General features: G+C 57.6%; 22 protein-coding genes. 15 read left to right on the forward strand and 7 right to left on the reverse strand.

What is annotated here, in order from left to right; all coding sequences use genetic code 11:
* Positions 1-4: 4 nt before the first annotated feature.
* Positions 5-124, reverse strand: a complete 120-nt coding sequence (locus tag INT39_RS05480; RefSeq protein ID WP_319021325.1) for a hypothetical protein — start codon at positions 122-124, stop codon at positions 5-7.
* Between the two features lie 31 nt (positions 125-155).
* Positions 156-497, reverse strand: a complete 342-nt coding sequence (locus INT39_RS05485) for a hypothetical protein (protein ID WP_193072632.1) — start codon at positions 495-497, stop codon at positions 156-158.
* Positions 498-765: 268 nt separating this feature from the next.
* Here INT39_RS05485 and INT39_RS05490 point away from each other — a divergent pair, with 268 nt between their 5' ends.
* Positions 766-1,266, forward strand: a complete 501-nt coding sequence (locus INT39_RS05490; protein ID WP_193072636.1) for a pilin — start codon at positions 766-768, stop codon at positions 1,264-1,266.
* A gap of 1,028 nt (positions 1,267-2,294) precedes the next feature.
* Here the strand turns inward: INT39_RS05490 and INT39_RS05495 are convergent.
* Together INT39_RS05495 and INT39_RS05500 are read right to left on the reverse strand one after the other, a co-directional pair.
* Positions 2,295-2,630, reverse strand: a complete 336-nt coding sequence (locus INT39_RS05495; RefSeq protein WP_193072640.1) for a type II toxin-antitoxin system HicB family antitoxin — start codon at positions 2,628-2,630, stop codon at positions 2,295-2,297.
* Positions 2,627-2,881 carry a type II toxin-antitoxin system HicA family toxin gene (locus tag INT39_RS05500; protein WP_193072641.1) on the reverse strand — a complete coding sequence of 85 codons (255 nt, stop codon included), beginning with the start codon at positions 2,879-2,881 and terminating at the stop codon, positions 2,627-2,629. Before INT39_RS05500 ends, INT39_RS05495 begins: the two co-directional genes overlap by 4 nt.
* Before the next feature lie 236 nt (positions 2,882-3,117).
* Between INT39_RS05500 and INT39_RS05505 the strand changes: the two genes are divergently transcribed.
* The 3 genes from INT39_RS05505 to INT39_RS05515 all read left to right on the forward strand — a co-directional run bounded on the left by INT39_RS05505 (position 3,118) and on the right by INT39_RS05515 (position 5,346).
* The gene (locus INT39_RS05505) at positions 3,118-3,543 is read left to right on the forward strand and encodes a MarR family winged helix-turn-helix transcriptional regulator (RefSeq protein ID WP_193072643.1); all 426 of its coding nucleotides are present in this window, start codon (positions 3,118-3,120) and stop codon (positions 3,541-3,543) included.
* A 12-nt stretch (positions 3,544-3,555) separates the two neighbouring features.
* On the forward strand, positions 3,556-4,302 hold the full coding sequence (locus tag INT39_RS05510; protein ID WP_193072645.1) for a siderophore-interacting protein: 747 nt from the start codon (positions 3,556-3,558) through the stop codon (positions 4,300-4,302).
* Between the two features lie 138 nt (positions 4,303-4,440).
* The gene (locus INT39_RS05515) at positions 4,441-5,346 is read left to right on the forward strand and encodes a DUF4351 domain-containing protein (protein WP_193072646.1); all 906 of its coding nucleotides are present in this window, start codon (positions 4,441-4,443) and stop codon (positions 5,344-5,346) included.
* Between the two features lie 230 nt (positions 5,347-5,576).
* Here the strand turns inward: INT39_RS05515 and INT39_RS05520 are convergent, their stop codons facing one another.
* From INT39_RS05520 to INT39_RS05530, 3 genes are all read right to left on the reverse strand, one after another.
* On the reverse strand, positions 5,577-6,032 hold the full coding sequence (locus tag INT39_RS05520; protein ID WP_193072647.1) for a MaoC family dehydratase: 456 nt from the start codon (positions 6,030-6,032) through the stop codon (positions 5,577-5,579).
* A gap of 137 nt (positions 6,033-6,169) precedes the next feature.
* Entirely contained in the window at positions 6,170-7,399 is a 1,230-nt protein-coding gene (locus INT39_RS05525; protein WP_193072648.1) for a DedA family protein, read from the reverse strand.
* Positions 7,400-8,101, reverse strand: a complete 702-nt coding sequence (locus INT39_RS05530; RefSeq protein ID WP_193072650.1) for a DNA-3-methyladenine glycosylase — start codon at positions 8,099-8,101, stop codon at positions 7,400-7,402. It lies immediately after the preceding gene.
* Between the two features lie 88 nt (positions 8,102-8,189).
* Here INT39_RS05530 and INT39_RS05535 point away from each other — a divergent pair, with 88 nt between their 5' ends.
* The 11 genes from INT39_RS05535 (at position 8,190) to lipB (ending at position 18,068) form a co-directional block, all read left to right on the forward strand.
* Positions 8,190-9,455, forward strand: coding sequence for a glutamate-5-semialdehyde dehydrogenase (locus INT39_RS05535; protein WP_226944567.1), 1,266 nt, complete (start codon positions 8,190-8,192; stop codon positions 9,453-9,455).
* On the forward strand, positions 9,452-10,090 hold the full coding sequence (gene nadD, locus INT39_RS05540) for a nicotinate-nucleotide adenylyltransferase (RefSeq protein ID WP_193072652.1): 639 nt from the start codon (positions 9,452-9,454) through the stop codon (positions 10,088-10,090). The genes INT39_RS05535 and nadD overlap by 4 nt, the downstream gene beginning before the upstream one ends.
* Before the next feature lie 21 nt (positions 10,091-10,111).
* Positions 10,112-10,474 carry a ribosome silencing factor gene (gene rsfS, locus INT39_RS05545; protein WP_193072661.1) on the forward strand — a complete coding sequence of 121 codons (363 nt, stop codon included), beginning with the start codon at positions 10,112-10,114 and terminating at the stop codon, positions 10,472-10,474.
* Positions 10,475-10,479: 5 nt separating this feature from the next.
* Positions 10,480-10,947 (forward strand): 23S rRNA (pseudouridine(1915)-N(3))-methyltransferase RlmH, encoded by a 468-nt coding sequence (rlmH, locus tag INT39_RS05550; RefSeq protein ID WP_193072663.1) that lies wholly within the window; start codon positions 10,480-10,482, stop codon positions 10,945-10,947.
* A gap of 3 nt (positions 10,948-10,950) precedes the next feature.
* Positions 10,951-12,834, forward strand: a complete 1,884-nt coding sequence (gene mrdA, locus INT39_RS05555) for a penicillin-binding protein 2 (RefSeq protein WP_193072664.1) — start codon at positions 10,951-10,953, stop codon at positions 12,832-12,834.
* Between the two features lie 59 nt (positions 12,835-12,893).
* Complete coding sequence (gene rodA / locus INT39_RS05560) at positions 12,894-13,973, forward strand: rod shape-determining protein RodA (protein ID WP_226944590.1); 1,080 nt, start codon at positions 12,894-12,896, stop codon at positions 13,971-13,973.
* A gap of 28 nt (positions 13,974-14,001) precedes the next feature.
* Positions 14,002-15,018 (forward strand): lytic murein transglycosylase B, encoded by a 1,017-nt coding sequence (gene mltB / locus INT39_RS05565; RefSeq protein WP_413468901.1) that lies wholly within the window; start codon positions 14,002-14,004, stop codon positions 15,016-15,018.
* A complete protein-coding gene (locus tag INT39_RS05570) occupies positions 15,015-15,908 on the forward strand; it encodes a septal ring lytic transglycosylase RlpA family protein (protein WP_193072668.1) in 894 nt (297 codons plus the stop codon). Before mltB ends, INT39_RS05570 begins: the two co-directional genes overlap by 4 nt.
* 111 nt (positions 15,909-16,019) lie before the next feature.
* A complete protein-coding gene (locus INT39_RS05575; protein ID WP_193073039.1) occupies positions 16,020-17,147 on the forward strand; it encodes a D-alanyl-D-alanine carboxypeptidase family protein in 1,128 nt (375 codons plus the stop codon).
* A 16-nt stretch (positions 17,148-17,163) separates the two neighbouring features.
* The gene (locus tag INT39_RS05580) at positions 17,164-17,439 is read left to right on the forward strand and encodes a YbeD family protein (protein WP_193072670.1); all 276 of its coding nucleotides are present in this window, start codon (positions 17,164-17,166) and stop codon (positions 17,437-17,439) included.
* Entirely contained in the window at positions 17,439-18,068 is a 630-nt protein-coding gene (gene lipB / locus INT39_RS05585) for a lipoyl(octanoyl) transferase LipB (protein WP_193072672.1), read from the forward strand. The genes INT39_RS05580 and lipB overlap by 1 nt, the downstream gene beginning before the upstream one ends.

Consider the following 18,068-nt stretch of genomic DNA (forward strand, 5'->3'; position numbering starts at 1 on the left):
AGCCTCAGTTTTCCGTTTTCACCGCGCGCTGCATCAACGCCGCCATCTGCTGCTTGGCAATCACATGCCCATGCGCTGCCGCCTTGGCCAGCCACATCAAAGCGGTATTTTCATCCTTCGGCACACCAATTCCCTTGATATAAAGCTGGGCAAGGTTATGTATTGCATCCACGCTGACTACTGACTACTGACTGCTGAGCCGTGACAGCTGACTGCAGCCAATACAGAGCGATCTCGGGCTTGTCTGCCCCAAGAAACAATAGCGCCAGATCATTTTGCGCCTCGACATCACCCGCATCTGCATCAATAAACAGATCGTAATCCACGGGCTCGACTGAAACGCACAGCATCGGTATCAGATCATCGAAAGCCAACATCGCCCGGCCGCGCTCGTCATTCTCCAGGCGGGTGATCTGGCCATCGGTCAATCGACGCCAAAGCGTACGCTTGCTGATTTCGGTAACGATGATGGCGGAGTCCAGGCTGATTGCTTTCACATTATGTCCTTGAGTGAACTTTGGCATGGCATCTGCTGTGCCAAGCTGAGCGGCTGGCACAGTTCCAGCTGTGCCAGGTGGGCGCCTAACGCCTTCCGGGATTTGGAATAGTAAACACTATTGCCAGCAGCGCAAGCCCCCATGACCCGCAAACTACCGCCCACCGCGGCCCGTAGCACTGCCGGGCCTTTTAAATAAAAGCCTGGAATGGAAGCTGCAATGGTCCTTTCAGCCCAATGGCTATCTCACATACAAATGGAGTTGAGAAATGAAAGCTCAAATGCAGAAAGGTTTTACTCTTATTGAACTGATGATCGTGGTTGCGATCATTGGTATTTTGGCGGCTATCGCATTGCCTGCGTATCAAGACTATACGGCCCGCGCCCAGGCCGCAGAAGCTGTAAACCTACTCGGCGGCCTGAAAACTCCAATTATTGATATTTCCGGTACTTCAGGCCTAGCGCATGCTTGCAGTGATGACGATGCGGTAGATGCAGTTGCTGGCACCCCCGGCACCCCCGGCAAACCAGCAGGCGCTCTTCATGAAGACAGTGGCTATACTCTGTCTGGTAAATATGTGGCATCAATCACTCCATCAGTAGAAGGGACTGAGTCCTGTGCGCTGACTGCCACGTTTGCAACTACCGGGGTTAACGACAGGGTATCTGGTCAAGAGGTAATCTTTACCTATACCGTTTCGACTGGTCAATGGGTGTGCACTTCTGACCTTCCTGATGGTGTTCGTCCTGCTACTTGCGACGCAATTTAACCTTAATTGCTTCCTCGTATAAAAAAAGCCCCCCGTATGGGGGTTTTTTATGCCTTCGATTTATCACCTCGGGCCATAAAGGGGTCAGGTACATTGACGGCCGCAGCTGGTTCCTTATAGCGATGCAGCGGGTGCTACCGCTATGGCGGCTGCTGGGTATGTCAGTACAGGTTTGACTCCAATTAAAGCATGGAAGTGTGAGACGGGTTCTGCCACAGGTATCGAGTTTAAATACCTTTCCGCGAGCTGCCGTTAACTCATAGTCGACTAATTGGGTTAGATGAAAGTTTAATTCCAATCTGCCCGGTTATTCCTGGCGCTAACAACAAACCCCGGTTCGCCGGGGTTTGTTGATTTAATAATAAAGTGACTGATTTCGGCCAGATTAAAGTTTAACCCCTCTATGAGCTATCACGCGAAGCTCACAATCATATTTATAATTGCCACCCCAGTTGAAGTCGCTGCTATCAAGGCTGGCAGCCACACTCGCTGCCAAAATTCGCTTCTCTGGGTTTCCTTGTCATAGAGCTGGACGGCGAGTTTTAAAAGATTTTCCAGCTCTGTATTGGATAGTTTGTCCCTCTTATATTCTCCTGTTTCTCCGGGTAACGGCTCTTGGACAACCCGGGCTATAAGAGAAACCTGCGGAGTGGATACCCCTTCATTGCCAACACGAAAGAATTCACGATGCTGTTCACCAACGCTTAACCAGGTGTCAGCTTTGTGGTCTGCCTTTGAGCTGTTCGGTGATCCCTTGTTCGCTTCTCCGGGTATGAGGGGCAAGGGCTAGAAGCTGTATGAGGGCAATAACGTCTGGCAGGCGATCGGGAGTGGTATACCTTCTTTTATTTCTCACGCTCAGAAACTCTCCAGGGTAATTGGGGGAAAGATGAAAGCTTAATCCAGGCTGTAAAAATAGCTCAGTGCCGGGTAAACACTTCTTCTAGGGTGCGGGCATCAAGGATGTTGTCAGCCCAGCGCTCCAGTTCGACGGCGGAGGCATGTTGCAGGGTAGCGTTTTTGAGGGCTTACACATGTGCCTCTCGCTCAAGTGCCTGTATTACCCATTGATTCAAGCTTTTGCCCTCGGCAGCAGCGGCTTGGACTATCTCGGCGTGCAGCTCCGGTGCCACTCGTATATTGAACTTGCCGGAGAAGAGCTTGAGTGGTTCGACGCCATCTTCTGCACACATATCCAGAAAAACCTGCAGAGAAATTTCGCCCTCCTTCTTCAGACCCTCAATATCTGCCGCGTAGAAGTCTGCGCCGCCATTCAGTCCAGTAAACTCGCCGCGAAACAGTTCAATCTCAGGGTCATATTGGATGACGGCGCGGTAGCCATTGATCATCATGGTGTTCTTCATGGTTTTACTCCGTTGACTCTAAACCATTCACGTATGGAGGCCACTGCTCCCTTGTCTGTATTTGGGGATGGGTGCGGGCGATGAAACACTCTCCGTTCATTGAACAAACGAACACCGATCCTTGAACCCTCCCGCTCGGATATTTCAGCACCCAGATCCAGCATCAGAGCTTCAATATCGCGCCATTGGATATTGCCGCTGGCAGGGCGGGAAAAAATCTGCTCAAGGGTCTTGTGATTTTTTTTCTTCATGATCGAATGGTACTGAAATGTAGTACTTAAAAGCAAGCGTCGATTATTCGGGTCAGATTAAAGTTTAACCTCGGCAGACAACTGGGTCGGTGACCATAAAGGAGTCAGGTATATTTACGGGTAGGCTTCGAATGCGCGGATCCGCGCGATTGCTCAAGCTCGTGAGGATTCATGCTTATGGTTGATATAGTCAACCATGTTCTGTAAGTTGACCTTGTCAACCAAATGGGTGCGCTATGAAACACCGTTTCCTCGCTGATCCGCTTCAGCAATTAACCCACGCTTACAGGTCGCACATGCGGCGGGCTATTCAGGCGTCGGGTGTCGAACTCCCTGTTACTCATGTGCGTGCGATAAAGGGGGTTGCCTTAATACCCAAATGCACGGCGCAGTTGCTGGCGGTGCGGATGCAGCGGGACAAAGCGCAGATCACCCGGGTGCTCAACGAGTTGCTCGGCGCGGGGTTGATCGTCAAGCGCGGTAATCCGGAAGATGGTCGCAGCCAGTTGCTTGAGCTCAGCGCCGAGGGCCAGGCGCTGATGTTGCATGTGGCGGAATTGGAATCAGCGACTGCCGAACGCATGACTCGTGGCCTTTCTGAGGAGCAGATTGATACTTTCATCAGGACGGCCAATCAGATAACCGACAATCTCAACGACTAATCAGGAGGTACCATGTCTCGTCCAGCACCTCGCACTCTGCAGGTCATTGCTTCGCGCTATATTACGCCGAACATGCTCAGGCTCACCCTGGGCGGTGCCGAGATCGCCACCTTCCCGGAGGATCAGGAAAGCGCCTATATCAAACTGATTTTTCCGGGGGAGGACGGCGCCAAAGATCTGATGCGTACCTACACCGTACGCTATCAGCGCGCCGACGAGTTTGATGTGGATTTCGTGATACATGGCGATGGCGGGCCGGCCTCCAATTGGGCGAAGCGTGCGCGCCCAGGCGATGACATCCGCGTCGGCGGGCCAGGCCCGAAGAAGCTGGTCGATAATAGTGCGGACTGGTTTCTGCTGGCGGGTGATATGACCGCACTACCGGCAATGAGCGTCAGCATCGAGCAATTGCCAGCTGATGCGCGAGGCTATGCGGTGATTGAGGTCGCCGAGGAAGGTGATATTCAGGCTCTCGCACATCCGCCATCATTCGCCCTGCACTGGGTTGTCAACGCCCACCCCGGCAAAGATAGCCGCGTGCTCATCAATCGTGTGCGTCAGCTTGAATGGTTGTCAGGCCGTCCCAGTGTCTGGGCCGCCTGTGAGTTCAGCGAAATGCGTGAGCTGCGCCGGTATTTCAAGGAGGAGCGCCAAGTGGTACGGCAGGATCTGTACATATCCAGCTACTGGAAGTGTGGCAGTAGCGAGGATCAGCATAAGGTGGTCAAACGCGAGGATAGCGAGGCGTTCGGGGAGTAGGGCGGCTGGCATTTCCGGGTTACCTGACAGCTCATAGTCCAGTATTCAGCCAACCACTTCACACTCTTCGACATCGAATTTGCATTCTGGCATCCACCTGAAAATACTGGGAGCATATCCAGTTAGCAGGGAGCTGTAATGGCCTACAGCCATGGTCGGGACTTCAAGAATCTGATTTTGGACTATCCACAGCAGGCGCTGGAGTTTTTCGCTGCGGGTGAGTCGTCCGGGATGGGTCAGGGTCTGCGGATAACGCCGATTCGTCAGGAACAACTCAAGAGCCGTCTTGGTGATCGCTTCCGTGAACTGGATGTGCCGCTGCTGGTGGAATGGCCGGATGGGCGTCGGGAAGCATTGCTGTTCGTGCTGGAGGAAGAAACCGATCCCAGCCGGTTTTCCATTCGCCGACTGGCTAACTACTGTCTTGATCTCACTGAGCTGTTGGGCACGGATCGGGTAGTGCCGGTTGTGATCTTTTTGCGGGCCAGCGAGCGGATTCCCAGAAGGTTGGTATTGGGTGGCGATCAGTACGCCTATCTAACATTCAACTACTTGAGTTGCGAGTTGGCAGGGCTGGATGTGGATCTCTGGTTGGAGAGCAGCAACTTGGTGGCGCGCCTCAATCTGCCCAATATGAGCTGGCCGACGGAACGCAAGCTGGAGATCTATGCTGCCGCAGTACGCGGATTACAAACGCTGGAGCCGGATTTGGACAAGCAGGTTAAGTACCTGGACTTTATCGACATCTACACAGCCTTGGATGATAATGAAATGCGTGAATATCAAGAGCGTTACCCGCAGGAGACAAGCAAGATGAGTGGATTGCGAGAGCGTTGGTTGAATGAAGGGGTGGAGCAGGGCCGGGAGCAAGGTATTGAACAAGGCGAACGCGGCCTGCTGTATCGCCTGCTGGCCCGCCGCTTCGGCCCGCTGGATGAGCAAGCCGAAATTCGCCTGCAAGAGGCAAGCGCTGCCGATCTGGAGCGCTGGGCAGACAATATTCTGGAAGCCCGGACGCTGGAAGAGGTATTTACCGTCCATTGATGAGTCGGCTTCGGGGTTGCTGGGAGTGTCGAGGACCTTGGGCGGCGATCAGATTCGACGATTAAGTTTCTGAGTTACAGCAGAGCTGCATCAGATTTTAGATGGCCGGGTTCCAGCCCAGCCAGCGTTTTTTGAGGCGGCGCATTGTGTCGAGGTGGAACTCGACACTCCCGGACTCTACATCGTGTCCTGCTGGGGCGAGCGCCTGCTCAGAGGCTGCTGTGCTGGCCTCAGACGAAATACAGCGCCAGTGTCTCGGCAATATAAGCTGGCTTGTCTACCCCTTCGATCTCCAGTGTGGCACGGGATTTTACCAGCCACTGACCGGGGTTCTTTTCGGTTACATCAACCACCGTCAATTGCATGCGCACCCGTGAACCGACGCGTACCGGCTGGATGAAACGCACGCTGTCCAGGCCGTAGTTGACGGCCATCTTCAGGCCTTCCGGGCGCATGGCCAGGCCGGCGGAGAGGGAAGGGATCAAGGACAGGGACAGGAAACCGTGGGCGATGGTGCCGCCGAAGGGCGTCTGTTTGGCCTTTTCTTCGTCGAGATGGATGAATTGGTGGTCGCCGGTGCATTCGGCGAACTGGTTGACGCGCTGCTGGTCGATCAGCAGCCATTCGGAATGGCCCAGGTCTTTGCCGACAAAGGAAGTCAGTTCGGATACGGCTACAGCGGTCATGGCGTTCTCCATGGCGATATTGTTGTTGGTTCACTGGCAGGCAGCGATGAGGTGCGGCCATGGTTGCAAGGGCGCGGTGGTGGGTCAATCTGTCGACGGCTTCATAGGTTTGCTGAATGCCGTAACTGAGGTGTGGATTAGAAGCCTAGTAACAGTAACAGCCCTGCAACGAGTGGCCAGGCGGGCAGCAATACTGCCCACGGGCGTGACAGTGCTGGCAGTGGCCCGCCGCGCTCCACCAGCCAGATGGCAAGCAATGTCGCGCAGGCGAACTGGAACACGCTGCTCAGTATCACCGGTAGGGGCAGCGGCAGCACAAGCCAGGCGGTGATCAGCAGCGCGCACACGGGTAGGATATACAGCCCCCAGCTCAGGCGCAGCCAGAACGATTGCTGACGATTGACCAGCATGATGACGTTGAGAATCAAGGCCAGTTCCAGCGCCAACAGGCTGGAGTGCGTGCCGGGTAATAGCCCCAAGGCCAGGCAAAGGGCGGCGCCGATGAGTAGAAACAACAATTGCCAGCCATGGCGTAGGACGGCCAGCAGGCCCAGTGTCGGCAGGTAGAGAAGCCATAGCAGAGCTTCGCCGGTCAGTGGCTGCAACCACAGACGCAGTGCTGACAGGCGAGGGTAGTGGACGCTGGCCAACCATTCTCCGAGGGTGCCATAGGCTACCGATAGCCAAGGGGTTGCCAGCGGCAGGAAGACCATGGCCAGCAAGCAGAGTCCGGCAGCAGCCAGGCTGCTCCAGCGCTCTTGTGCGCGAAGCAATAACAGCAGCACCAGGCCGAGCAGGATCAGGCTGCCACCCAGCATTGCTGCCTGCTGCCAGAAGAACTCCGGCACCGGCCAGCGCACAGCGCTACCAGCGAGGTAGCCCGGCAGCACATACACCGGCGCCCAGGCGAGTGCGGAAAGAATGTTGACCAGTAGAAAACGCCAAAGGGGCATGTCGAACATACCGGCGATCATCGGGATGATCGGGCGGATCGGGCCGATGAAGCGGCCGAGCATAATGCTGTAGATGCCGTAGCGGCGGAAAAAGTGTTCGCCACGGTCAATCCACTGTGGATGGCGGGCAAATATCCCCAGTCGGCGGATGTCCTGATGAAACCAGCGCCCCCATAAAAAGCTTAGCAGGTCACCGCACACCGCCCCGGAAAAGGCCCAGGCCAGTGCGCCGAACAAGCTCAGGTCGCCACCCCCGGCCAGCGCGGTGGCGGCGAACAGCAGCAGTACACCGGGTATCACCAATCCGGCGACGGCCAGGGACTCGGTCAGAGCAATGAGAAAAATGGCCAGCCCCAGCCAGCGGGAATGGGTGCCCAGCCAGGCGATCAGTTCACCGCTCAGCAGACTTTCCATTCAGCTCGGTACGTTATCAAACAGTTGATAATCGCGACCTTCCTGGCGTGTTCGGCCCAGCGGGTTGCGCGTGCAGTAGGGCGCATAGGCGCTGTCGACGAAACGGTAGGGCAGGTGTTCATCGCGGCCCAGAGGGATGCCCAGGCGGGTGGTCTGGATGATCTGCTGGGGCCGATAGTCGTCATCGTCAATGATCAGGCATTCCGGGTCCGGTATCTGTGCATTCCACACAGGCACCTTCAGATGCAGCGAGCGGCACAGCAGGGTCTGGCCATTGCACAGCTTGGCGGCCGGACGTATCTGGCCATTGGCGGCTGGGTTGAGCTTCTGCATCAGCGCCAGACTGTCTGGGCCGCTGATATCGTCAACCACTGGATAGCCGGATTTGATCAACACTCCGTCGCCTTCGCCGGCGGCGCTGATGTTCAGCGAGTCGCCGCCGCGGGCGTAGTACATGTAGAGTGTCCCTGCGTCCATGAACAGGGCGCGGCGTGACGGGGTCAGACCCAGCGAGGCATGACTGCCCTTTTCTTCACGCAGATAGGCTTCGGTTTCTATTATGCGTGCCGACAGCCAGTGGCCCTGGTGATAATGGCGAATGACCTTGCCCAACAGATGCACTGCCAGTTCGCGGCTGTCACGCTGGAAAAAGGCCCGTGGCAGAGGGCTCGAGGCTCGATTGAAAGAATTGGTCGCAGACATGTCAGTGATGATAGCAGTTTCGCCCTGTCCAGCGTCTGGAGGCACCGGTATAATGCTGACTTTCGTTTGGCAGTAGGATGGTGAACAGATGAGCGCTGATCAGGTAACCGAATACATGTCCGTGCTGGGGCGCCAGGCCCGCGAAGCGTCGCGCGTCATTGCGCGGGCCACTACGGCGGTCAAGAACAAGGCGCTGCTGGCCACTGCCGACGCGATTGAAGCGGCTGCTGCCGGTCTGATCGAGGCCAATGAGCTGGATCTGCAGGCCGGTCGCGATAATGGGCTGGATGATGCCATGCTGGATCGACTGGCCCTGACGCCTGCGGGTATCCAGGGCATGATCGAAGGGCTGCGTCAGGTGGCTGCGCTGGCCGATCCGATCGGTGCGATCCGTGATATGAAATTCCTGCCTTCGGGTATTCAGGTCGGGCGCATGCGTGTGCCGCTGGGTGTGATCGGCATTATCTACGAGTCGCGGCCGAACGTGACGGTGGAAGCTGCCAGCCTGTGTCTGAAGTCCGGTAATGCCTGTATCCTGCGCGGTGGCTCCGAGTCGATCCATTCCAATCGCGCCATTGCTCAGTGCATTCGCCAGGGTCTGGACGCCGCCGGGCTGCCGCAGGAAGTGGTCCAGGTGGTGGAAACCACCGACCGCGCCGCTGTGGGAGCTCTGATCAGCATGCCGGAATATGTGGATGTGATAGTGCCACGGGGCGGCAAAGGACTGATCGAACGCATCAGCCGTGACGCGCGTGTGCCGGTGATCAAGCATCTGGATGGCATCTGCCACGTCTACGTGGATGATCGCGCTGATCTGGACAAGGCCGAGGCCATTGCGCTGAATGCCAAGACCCATCGCTACGGTGTGTGCAACGCGATGGAAACATTGCTGGTGCACCGCGATGTCGCTGCTGCGTTTCTGCCGCGCATGGCAGCACTGTACGCCGACAAGCAGGTAGAGTTGCGTGGTTGTCCGCAGACCTGTTCCATCCTGCCGCAGGCGATCGTTGCGAACGAAGATGACTGGTCCACCGAGTATCTCGCGCCGATTCTGTCGATTCGCGTGGTGGCGGACATGGACGAGGCGATGGATCACATCAACCGCTACAGCTCGCAGCATACCGAGTCGATTGTCACGGAGGATTTCACCCGGGCCAGACGTTTTCTCGCCGAAGTGGATTCCAGCTCGGTGATGGTCAATGCCTCGACTCGCTTCGCCGATGGGTTTGAATACGGCCTCGGTGCGGAAATCGGTATCTCCACCGACAAGCTGCACGCCCGTGGTCCGGTCGGCCTGGAAGGCCTGACCAGTGAGAAATATGTCGTTTTCGGTGATGGGCATATCCGCCAGTGACCCTGCGTGTCGGCCTGCTTGGAGGAACATTCGATCCGATTCACTTCGGACACTTGCGCAGCGCCGTTGAGGTACGTGAATACCTGGCGCTGGATGAGTTGCGGCTGATCCCCAATGCCACGCCGCCACACCGGGACAGTCCCGGTGCCAGCGCCCAACAGCGGCTGGAAATGGTCTGCTTGGCGACGGCGGCGGATGCCAGCCTGCTGGTGGACGACTGCGAGCTGCAGCGCGACCGGCCATCCTATACGGTCGACACGCTGGAATCGCTGCGTGCTGAGCTGGGTGCCGAGGCTACGCTGTTTCTGATTGTCGGCTGGGATGCTTTCAGTGGCTTGCCCGGCTGGCATCGGTGGGAAGAGATTCTGCAACTGGCCAGTCTGGTGGTATTACAGCGCCCGGAGCAGGATCAGGAGCTGCCGGAAGTACTCAAGGACCTGCTGGCGGCGCGCAGTGTTGGCGACGCCTCGGCCATGCAGGCCACCCATGGCGAAATTCTGTGCCTGGCGCAGACGCCACTGGCCATATCGGCCACGCATATCCGTTCACTGATTCAGGCAGGACGCTCTCCGCGATTTCTGTTGCCCGATTCGGTGCTTGGCTATATTGAAACCAAAGGGCTATACCGGCCCTGATTTTAGGAATTGAACACCATTATGCAGATTGAAAATCTGATCAAGGCAGTAGAAGGCGCGTTGGACGAGCTCAAGGCTAAGGACGTAGTACGTATTGATGTGCGTGAGCTGACCGGCGTTACCGATTACATGTTTATCGCCAGCGGTAGTTCCAACCGCCAGGTGAGTGCGCTGGCAGACAACGTCATCGAGAAGGCCAAGGCGGCAGGTGTGCGTCCGATGGGTATCGAAGGTAAGGAATCCGGCGAGTGGGTGCTGGTGGATCTGGGCGACATCGTGGTGCACATCATGCAGCCGGCCACTCGCCAGTTCTATGATCTGGAGAAACTCTGGCAGAGCGCTGAATCGCGTCGCGCGCAGCAGCAACAACCCGCTGCGGAGTAGTTCGCTTGCGAATTCGCCTGATCAGCGTGGCCTCACGCATGCCGCGCTGGGTGGAGCAGGGGTATCAGGAGTATGCTAAGCGCATGCCGCCTGATCTGCCGCTGGAGCTGGTGGAGATTCCGCTGGCCACCCGCGGCAAGAATGCGGATGTTGCCCGAATGATTCGTCGAGAAGGCGAACAGATGCTGGCGGCCACGCAGCCCGGCGAACGAATCGTTACGCTTGAGGTCGAAGGTCGGCCATGGTCGACCGAGGCGCTGGCCGAGCAGCTGGAAAACTGGCGGCTGGATGCGCGCACGGTCAACCTGATGGTCGGCGGGCCTGAAGGCCTCGCCAGCGAGGTAGCTGCGCGCAGCGATCAGCGCTGGTCGCTGTCGCCGCTGACATTGCCCCATCCGCTGGTACGTATCCTACTTGCCGAACAGCTGTATCGTGCCTGGACCATTCTGAACCGCCACCCTTACCACAAGTGATACATGGCCAAGCCGATTCGCATCAAGGACCATCTCAACGACGCAGGCATCGTACAGCGCAGAATCATTCTCGCGGTGGTGCTCATCTTGTCGTTGGCGTTTGGTCTGCTGGGGCGAATGTATTGGCTGCAGGTGGTGCAGTATGAGCACCATTCCACTCTCTCCGAAAACAACCGGGTGCATGTGCAGCCCATCCCGCCGGGGCGGGGTCGTATTTATGATCGCCATGGCATGGTGCTGGCGGAGAACAGGCCCAGCTTCAATCTGAGTATCACGCGCGAGCGAACCCCTGATCTGGATGTGACCATAGACCTGCTGCGCGTCTTGTTGCAGTTGGATGATGAGGATATCGAGCAGCTACGGCGGCGGTTGCTGCAGGCACGGCGGCCATTTGAGGCGGTGCCGGTGATGTTTGGCCTGGATGAAGAGCAGATCGCCAGAATTGCGGTGAATCAGTTTCGTCTTCCGGGCATTGATGTACAGGCCAGCTTTGTGCGGCATTATCCGCAAATGGAGCACTTCGCCCATTCGGTGGGTTACGTCGGTCGCATCAACGAAAATGAAATGCAGCGTATTGACCCGGTGGCCTATGCCGGTACGCACTATATCGGCAAAACGGGTGTTGAGCGTTTCTATGAAGACCAGCTGCACGGCACCGTCGGCTATGAAGAGGTGGAAACCAACGCCCGAGGGCGGGTCTTGCGGGTGCTCAGCCGTACTGAGCCGGTGTCCGGTACGGACTTGACGCTGCACCTGGACAGTCGGCTGCAGAGAGTGGCGGAGCTGGCGCTGGGCAATCGGCGCGGGGCGGTGGTGGCGATAGAGCCGAAGACGGGTGGGATGCTGGCATTTGTCAGTCAGCCGGGCTTTGACCCGAATCTGTTTGTCACCGGTATCAGCCATGCCGACTACGGCGCATTACGCGATTCGCTGGACCAGCCGCTGTTCAATCGGGTGCTGCGCGGTCTGTACCCACCCGGCTCGACAATCAAGCAGATCGTCGCGCTGGCAGGGCTGGACTACGGCGTTACCACGCGCTCCGCACGGGTCTACGATCCCGGTTTCTATCAGTTACCCAACAACAGTCACAAATACCGTAACTGGAACCGTTATGGAGATGGATGGGTGGATATGAGCCTGGCTATGGCGCGCTCCAATGACACCTATTTTTATGATCTGGCGCACAAGCTGGGTATCGATCGCATGCACGAGTTCATGAGCCAATTCGGTCTGGGCAGCCGGGTTGCCCTGGATATGTTCGAGGAGACCGCGGGCCTGATGCCCTCCCGTGAATGGAAGCGGGCCTCACGCCGACAGCCCTGGTATCCGGGGGAAACGCTGATCACCGGTATCGGACAGGGTTATATGCTGACCACTCCATTGCAATTGGCGCACTCCACGGCGCTGATTGCCAATCGCGGCGTCTGGAAGCGTCCGCGCATGTTGATGCATGCTGAAGGCGTTGCGCCTGACGAAGAAGGTACGCCCGAGGACGTGATCCTGAAAAATCCCAATGACTGGGATTTCATCATCAAGACCATGGAAGAGGTCATGCATGGTGAGCGCGGAACCTCCCGAGCGGCAGCCGCCGGAGCACCCTATCGCATGGCTGGCAAGACCGGTACGGCTCAGGTGGTCGCCATCGCTCAGGGCGCACGTTATGACTCGGAGGCGCTGAAAGAGCGGCATCGTGACCACGCGCTGTTTGTCGGCTTTGCCCCTGTGGATGATCCGCAGATCGCAGTGGCGGTTATGGTGGAAAATGGCGAATCCGGCGGCCGGGTGGCTGCGCCCGTGGCGCGTGCGCTGTTCGATGCCTGGTTGCTGCCTGAAACTGAGCTTGAATCCGACCTTGAAGCAGAGGTTGTTGTGGAGGCAGAACAATGAAGCCGCTGGGCAGCCTCTCTCCGCCTAATCCCAAGGGGTTGCGACGCGAGCCCTGGTGGATGCGGTTGCATCTCGATCCCTGGCTGTTGCTGTTGATTCTGGTATTGGCTGGTGTGGCCAGCTTTGTGCTCTATTCTGCCAGCAGCAAGAGCATGGCCATGGTCTATCGCCAGGGCGCGCATTATGCGATCGGACTGGCGGTGATGGTATTTATCGCTCAACTGCAGCCCCGCTTCATGGAGCGCTGGTTGCCACCGGCTTATCTGCTATCAGTGTTGTTGTTGGTGGCGGTATTGGTGGTCGGCACCGAGGCCAAGGGTGCTCAACGCTGGATCAGTATTCCCGGGCTGATCACCTTCCAGCCATCGGAAATCATGAAACTGGTGATGCCGATGAGTGTGGCCTGGTATCTGGGCCGCCGGGAGATGCCGCCGCGTTTCAAGCATGTGTGTATCTGCCTGCTGATCATTCTGCTTCCGGTGGTGCTGATCCTCAAACAGCCGGACCTGGGAACAACCCTGCTGATTGCGGCCTCAGGTATTTTCGGGTTGCTGCTGGCCGGGCTGCGTTGGCGCTACATACTCGGGGCATTGGCTCTATTGGGCCCGGGTGCCGCGGCCATGTGGTTCTTTGTCATGCATTCCTACCAGAAGCAGCGGGTACTGACCTTTCTCAACCCTGAAAGTGATCCGTTGGGCGCTGGCTGGAATATCATCCAGTCCAAAGCGGCAATCGGCTCGGGCGGCGTGTTCGGCAAGGGGTGGCTGCAAGGTACTCAGTCACATCTCGACTTTCTGCCTGAAGGGCACACGGATTTCATTATTGCCGTGCTGGCCGAGGAGTTCGGGCTGGTCGGTGTGGTGCTGCTGCTGTTCGTTTATCTGTTGATCGTGGCTCGTGGGCTGTATATCACCCATCATGCGCAGGAAACTTTCAGCAAGTTGCTCGCAGGCAGTATCACGCTGACGTTTTTTGTCTATGTTTTCGTTAATATCGGCATGGTCAGTGGCCTGCTGCCGGTGGTCGGCGTACCCTTGCCGCTGATCAGCTATGGCGGTACCTCATTGATTACGCTACTGACCGGCTTTGGCATCCTGATGTCCATCCACACGCACCGCAAGTGGATGACACAGGGATGAAAATATCTTATGGAGATCGGGATTGCTCATGATTGATCGCGTTTCAGGCTGGTTGCGCAGCAATGCGCTGGGTACTCTGCTGGTTGCTGGGTTCAGCCCTGTGCTGATGGCGGCCGGACCTTACACCGCCGACCATCCGGCAGTGGATCCCTTCGTTGAGGAAATGCGTAGCGAGTATGGCTTCAACCCCGAGCATGTACGTCGGCTGTTGGCGCAGGCCGAGCGCAAGGAATCCATTCTCGAGGCCATAGCCCGGCCTGCCGAACGGGTGCGCCCGTGGCATGAGTACCGCAAGATATTCATTACCGACAAGCGCGTGAAGGACGGCGTGGCGTTCTGGGAGAAGCATGCCGAAGCGCTGGCCAAGGCTGAAGAGGTCTATGGAGTCGAGCCGGAAGTGATCCTGGCAATTATTGGCGTGGAGACCTTCTACGGCGGTAACAAGGGCAGCCATCGAGTTATCGATGCACTGACCACGCTGGGCTTCGACTATCCGCCGCGCGCCGATTTTTTCCGCGGCCAGCTCAAGTCGTTTCTGGTGCTGACCCGTGAACAGCAGGTTGATCCGCTGGAGTTGACTGGCTCCTATGCCGGTGCCATGGGTTATCCGCAGTTCATCCCGAGCAGCTACCAGGCGTTCGCCGTCGACTTTGACGATGATGGCGTGACCGATATCTGGAACAATCCCGTCGATGCGATCGGCAGTGCTGCCAACTATTTCGCCGAACACAAATGGCAGCATGGCGCTGGCGTGGCCGTTGCCGCTGAGGTGTCGGGTGATGCCTATAGCCAGGGCTTCACCCTGGATCGCGGCCTGGAAGCCAAGATCAGTGTCGCCGAGCTTAAAAAACTGGGGTGGACGCCGAAAGAGGAGCTGGATGAGGCTACCGAGGTGATGGCCTTCGAATTCGACGCCGGCGACCATAAACAGTACTGGCTGGGCCTGCATAACCTGCATGTCATTACCCGCTACAATCGGAGCGTCATGTACGCTATGGTCGTGCATCAGTTGGCCGATTTGATAAGGGAAGCGAGGGATCAATGAACACGCCATTGCGCGACAGTTGGGGCACTGCAGCAGTCTGCCTGCTGTTGGCATTGCTGACCGCCTGCTCTTCGTCTTCGGTCAAGCAGGGGGTGGAAACCACAGCGAGCAAGCCGCGCCCGGCACAGGATGGTGCACCTGATTATTTTCAGGATGTGTCGCAGATCCCAGATGCGATACCGACTCCTCACACCGGGGCGTACAAGAATTCACCCTACCGAGTGCTGGGACGCAACTACAACCCGATGAAGGATGGTCGACATTATCGGGAATCGGGACTGGCGTCCTGGTATGGCACCAAATTCCATGATCAGCTGACGGCTAACGGCGAATCCTACGACCTGTACGGCATGACCGCAGCGCACAAGACCTTGCCGTTGCCGACCTATGTGCGGGTGACCAATCTGGACAACCAGCGCAGCATCATTGTGCGGGTAAACGATCGCGGGCCATTCCACTCCGATCGCATCATTGATCTGTCCTATGCCGGCGCCGTCAAACTGGGCTTTGCCGAGAAGGGCGTGGCGCGGGTCAAAGTGGAAGGGATCGACCCGGTAGTCTGGCAACAGCAGAACAATCCGGGTTATCTGGTGAAAGCACAGCCGCAAACACCGCCGCGGGCGGCGGTTGCCAGTCCGGCGCCCGCCGTAGATGGCGGGCTGTATCTGCAGGTCGGCGCTTTTTCCTCCACTCAGGCAGCTGAACAGTTGCGCCGCCAGTTGCAGAGCATGGTCAGCGCGCCGGTATTTGTCAGTCCGGTACAGCTGAACTCAAACACGCTGCATCGAGTGCGACTCGGTCCGGTGGAGAGTCATGACGAAGCGGAAAAATTGATGGAAACATTGCGTCTGGCCAATCTCGGCAATCCGTCTCTGGTCAGCGCCAACTGAATTCCAAATCCTTGCGTTCCATATACACCTATCAAGACAGTGAGCACCATGTTTAGAAACCTGATTCACACCCTGCTTATTTCCAGCGCTGCGCTGTTTGCTCCCTTGGCCATGGCTCAGACGCCGCAGCCCCAACCGCAACCTCAGGCCAGCGCGCCCTTGATGCCGCCAGCGCCCACATTGGCCGCGTCCAGCTACCTGCTGATTGATGCGAACAGCGGCAAGGTGCTGGTCGAGCATAATGCTGACGAGCCGTTGCCACCCGCCAGCCTGACCAAGATGATGACCAGCTACATTGCCAGCATGGAGATACTGGGCGGGCAGCTGAAGGAAGAAGATCTGGTACTGGTCAGTGAGAAAGCCTGGCGCATGGGTGGCTCGAAGATGTTCATCGAGGTGGGCAACCAAGTGCCGGTGATCGATCTGCTGCGCGGTATCATCATCCAGTCGGGTAACGATGCCAGTGTTGCCATGGCCGAGCACATTGCCGGTAGCGAAGAATCCTTTGCCAACTTGATGAACAGCCATGCCAAGCGTCTGGGTATGGTCAACAGCCACTTCGAGAATGCGTCCGGGCTGCCTGCCGAGGGCCATCTGTCCAGCGCCAGGGACATGGCCATCATGGCCAAGGCGATCATCAATGATGATCCGGAGCACTATAAGCTGTACAAGGAAAAGGAATACGTCTGGAACGATATTCGCCAGCCCAACCGCAACCTCATGCTGTGGCGCGACAAGTCGGTGGACGGTCTGAAGACCGGACATACCGACGAAGCCGGTTACTGTCTGGTGGCCTCGGCCGAGCGTGACAATATGCGCTTGATCACTGTGGTCATGGGTACCGCCAGCGAGCAGGCGCGCGCCTCCGAAACGCAGAAGCTGCTGACCTGGGGCTTCCGTTTCTTCGAGACCCGCACCTTCTACCAGCCGGGCCAGGTAGTATCCTCGGCACGTGTCTGGGCCGGACAGGACGACCAGGTGGAAGCTGGTTTGGCAGAAGGACTGGTGTTGACCTTGCCTAAAGGCCAGGCCGACAAGCTGGAAGCCGGTGTCACACTGAATTCAGTCATCAAGGCGCCCATCACCGCCGGCGACGTTCTGGGTCAGGTGGAAGTCAAGCTGGGCGAAGAAGTCGTTCACACTGCGCCGCTGGTGGCCTTGGCGGACGTCGAGCAGGCCGGTCTGTTCGGTCGTCTGTGGGACAGCATTCGGCTGTTCTTCTACGGGCTGTTCAACTGAGACGGAGGCAACCAGCATGAGCGACAAGACACCCGAGATGCCCAAAATCGAATTTCCCTGTCAGTATCCGATCAAGATCATCTGCAGTACCGGTGACGGCATTGTCGAGCAGGTATTGGCCGTGGTCCGGCTGCATGATGCCGCTCTGGACGCCGATAAGCTGGTGGTCCAGGACAGCAAGAATGGGCGTTTCCAGTCCCTGCGTCTGATCATGAATGCCACTGGTGAGGAGCAGCTGAAACAGTTGCATGACGACCTCAAGGCTACTGGTCACGTGCACATGGTGCTGTGATGCCGGAACTGATTGTCAGGCAGCTGGGGTTGGTCGAGTATCAGCCGACACTGGACGCCATGCGCACGCTGACCGCTGAGCGGGATGCCGACACGCCTGATGAGATCTGGCTGTTACAACACCCGCCAGTGTTCACCCAGGGGCAGGCTGGCAAGGCTGAGCATCTACTGGCGCCGGGCGATATTCCTGTGGTGCAGGCCGAGCGTGGTGGGCAGGTGACCTATCACGGTCCCGGCCAGCTGGTTGGTTATCTGATGCTGGATCTGCGTCGTCTGGGGTTGGGCGTTCGGGAGCTGGTCACTGTCATGGAGCAGAGTCTGGTTGATGTGTTGGCAAGCTATGGCGTGACAGCTGCGCCGAAAGCGGATGCGCCCGGCGTGTATGTGGACGGTGCGAAGATAGCCTCGCTGGGCTTGCGCGTGCGCCGTGGTTGCTCGTTTCACGGCCTGGCGCTGAATGTGGATATGGATATGCAGCCGTTTCAGCGCATCAATCCCTGTGGCTACAGTGGTCTGAGAATGGTTCAGCTCAGCGGCCTGGTCTCGCAGCCGATCACCATCGAGAACGTGGCGCAGCGTCTTGAACAGACACTGCGCCAGCGGCTGGGCTATACCGAACGATCACTATAG

Source organism: Pseudomonas sp. FME51 (assembly GCF_014897305.1).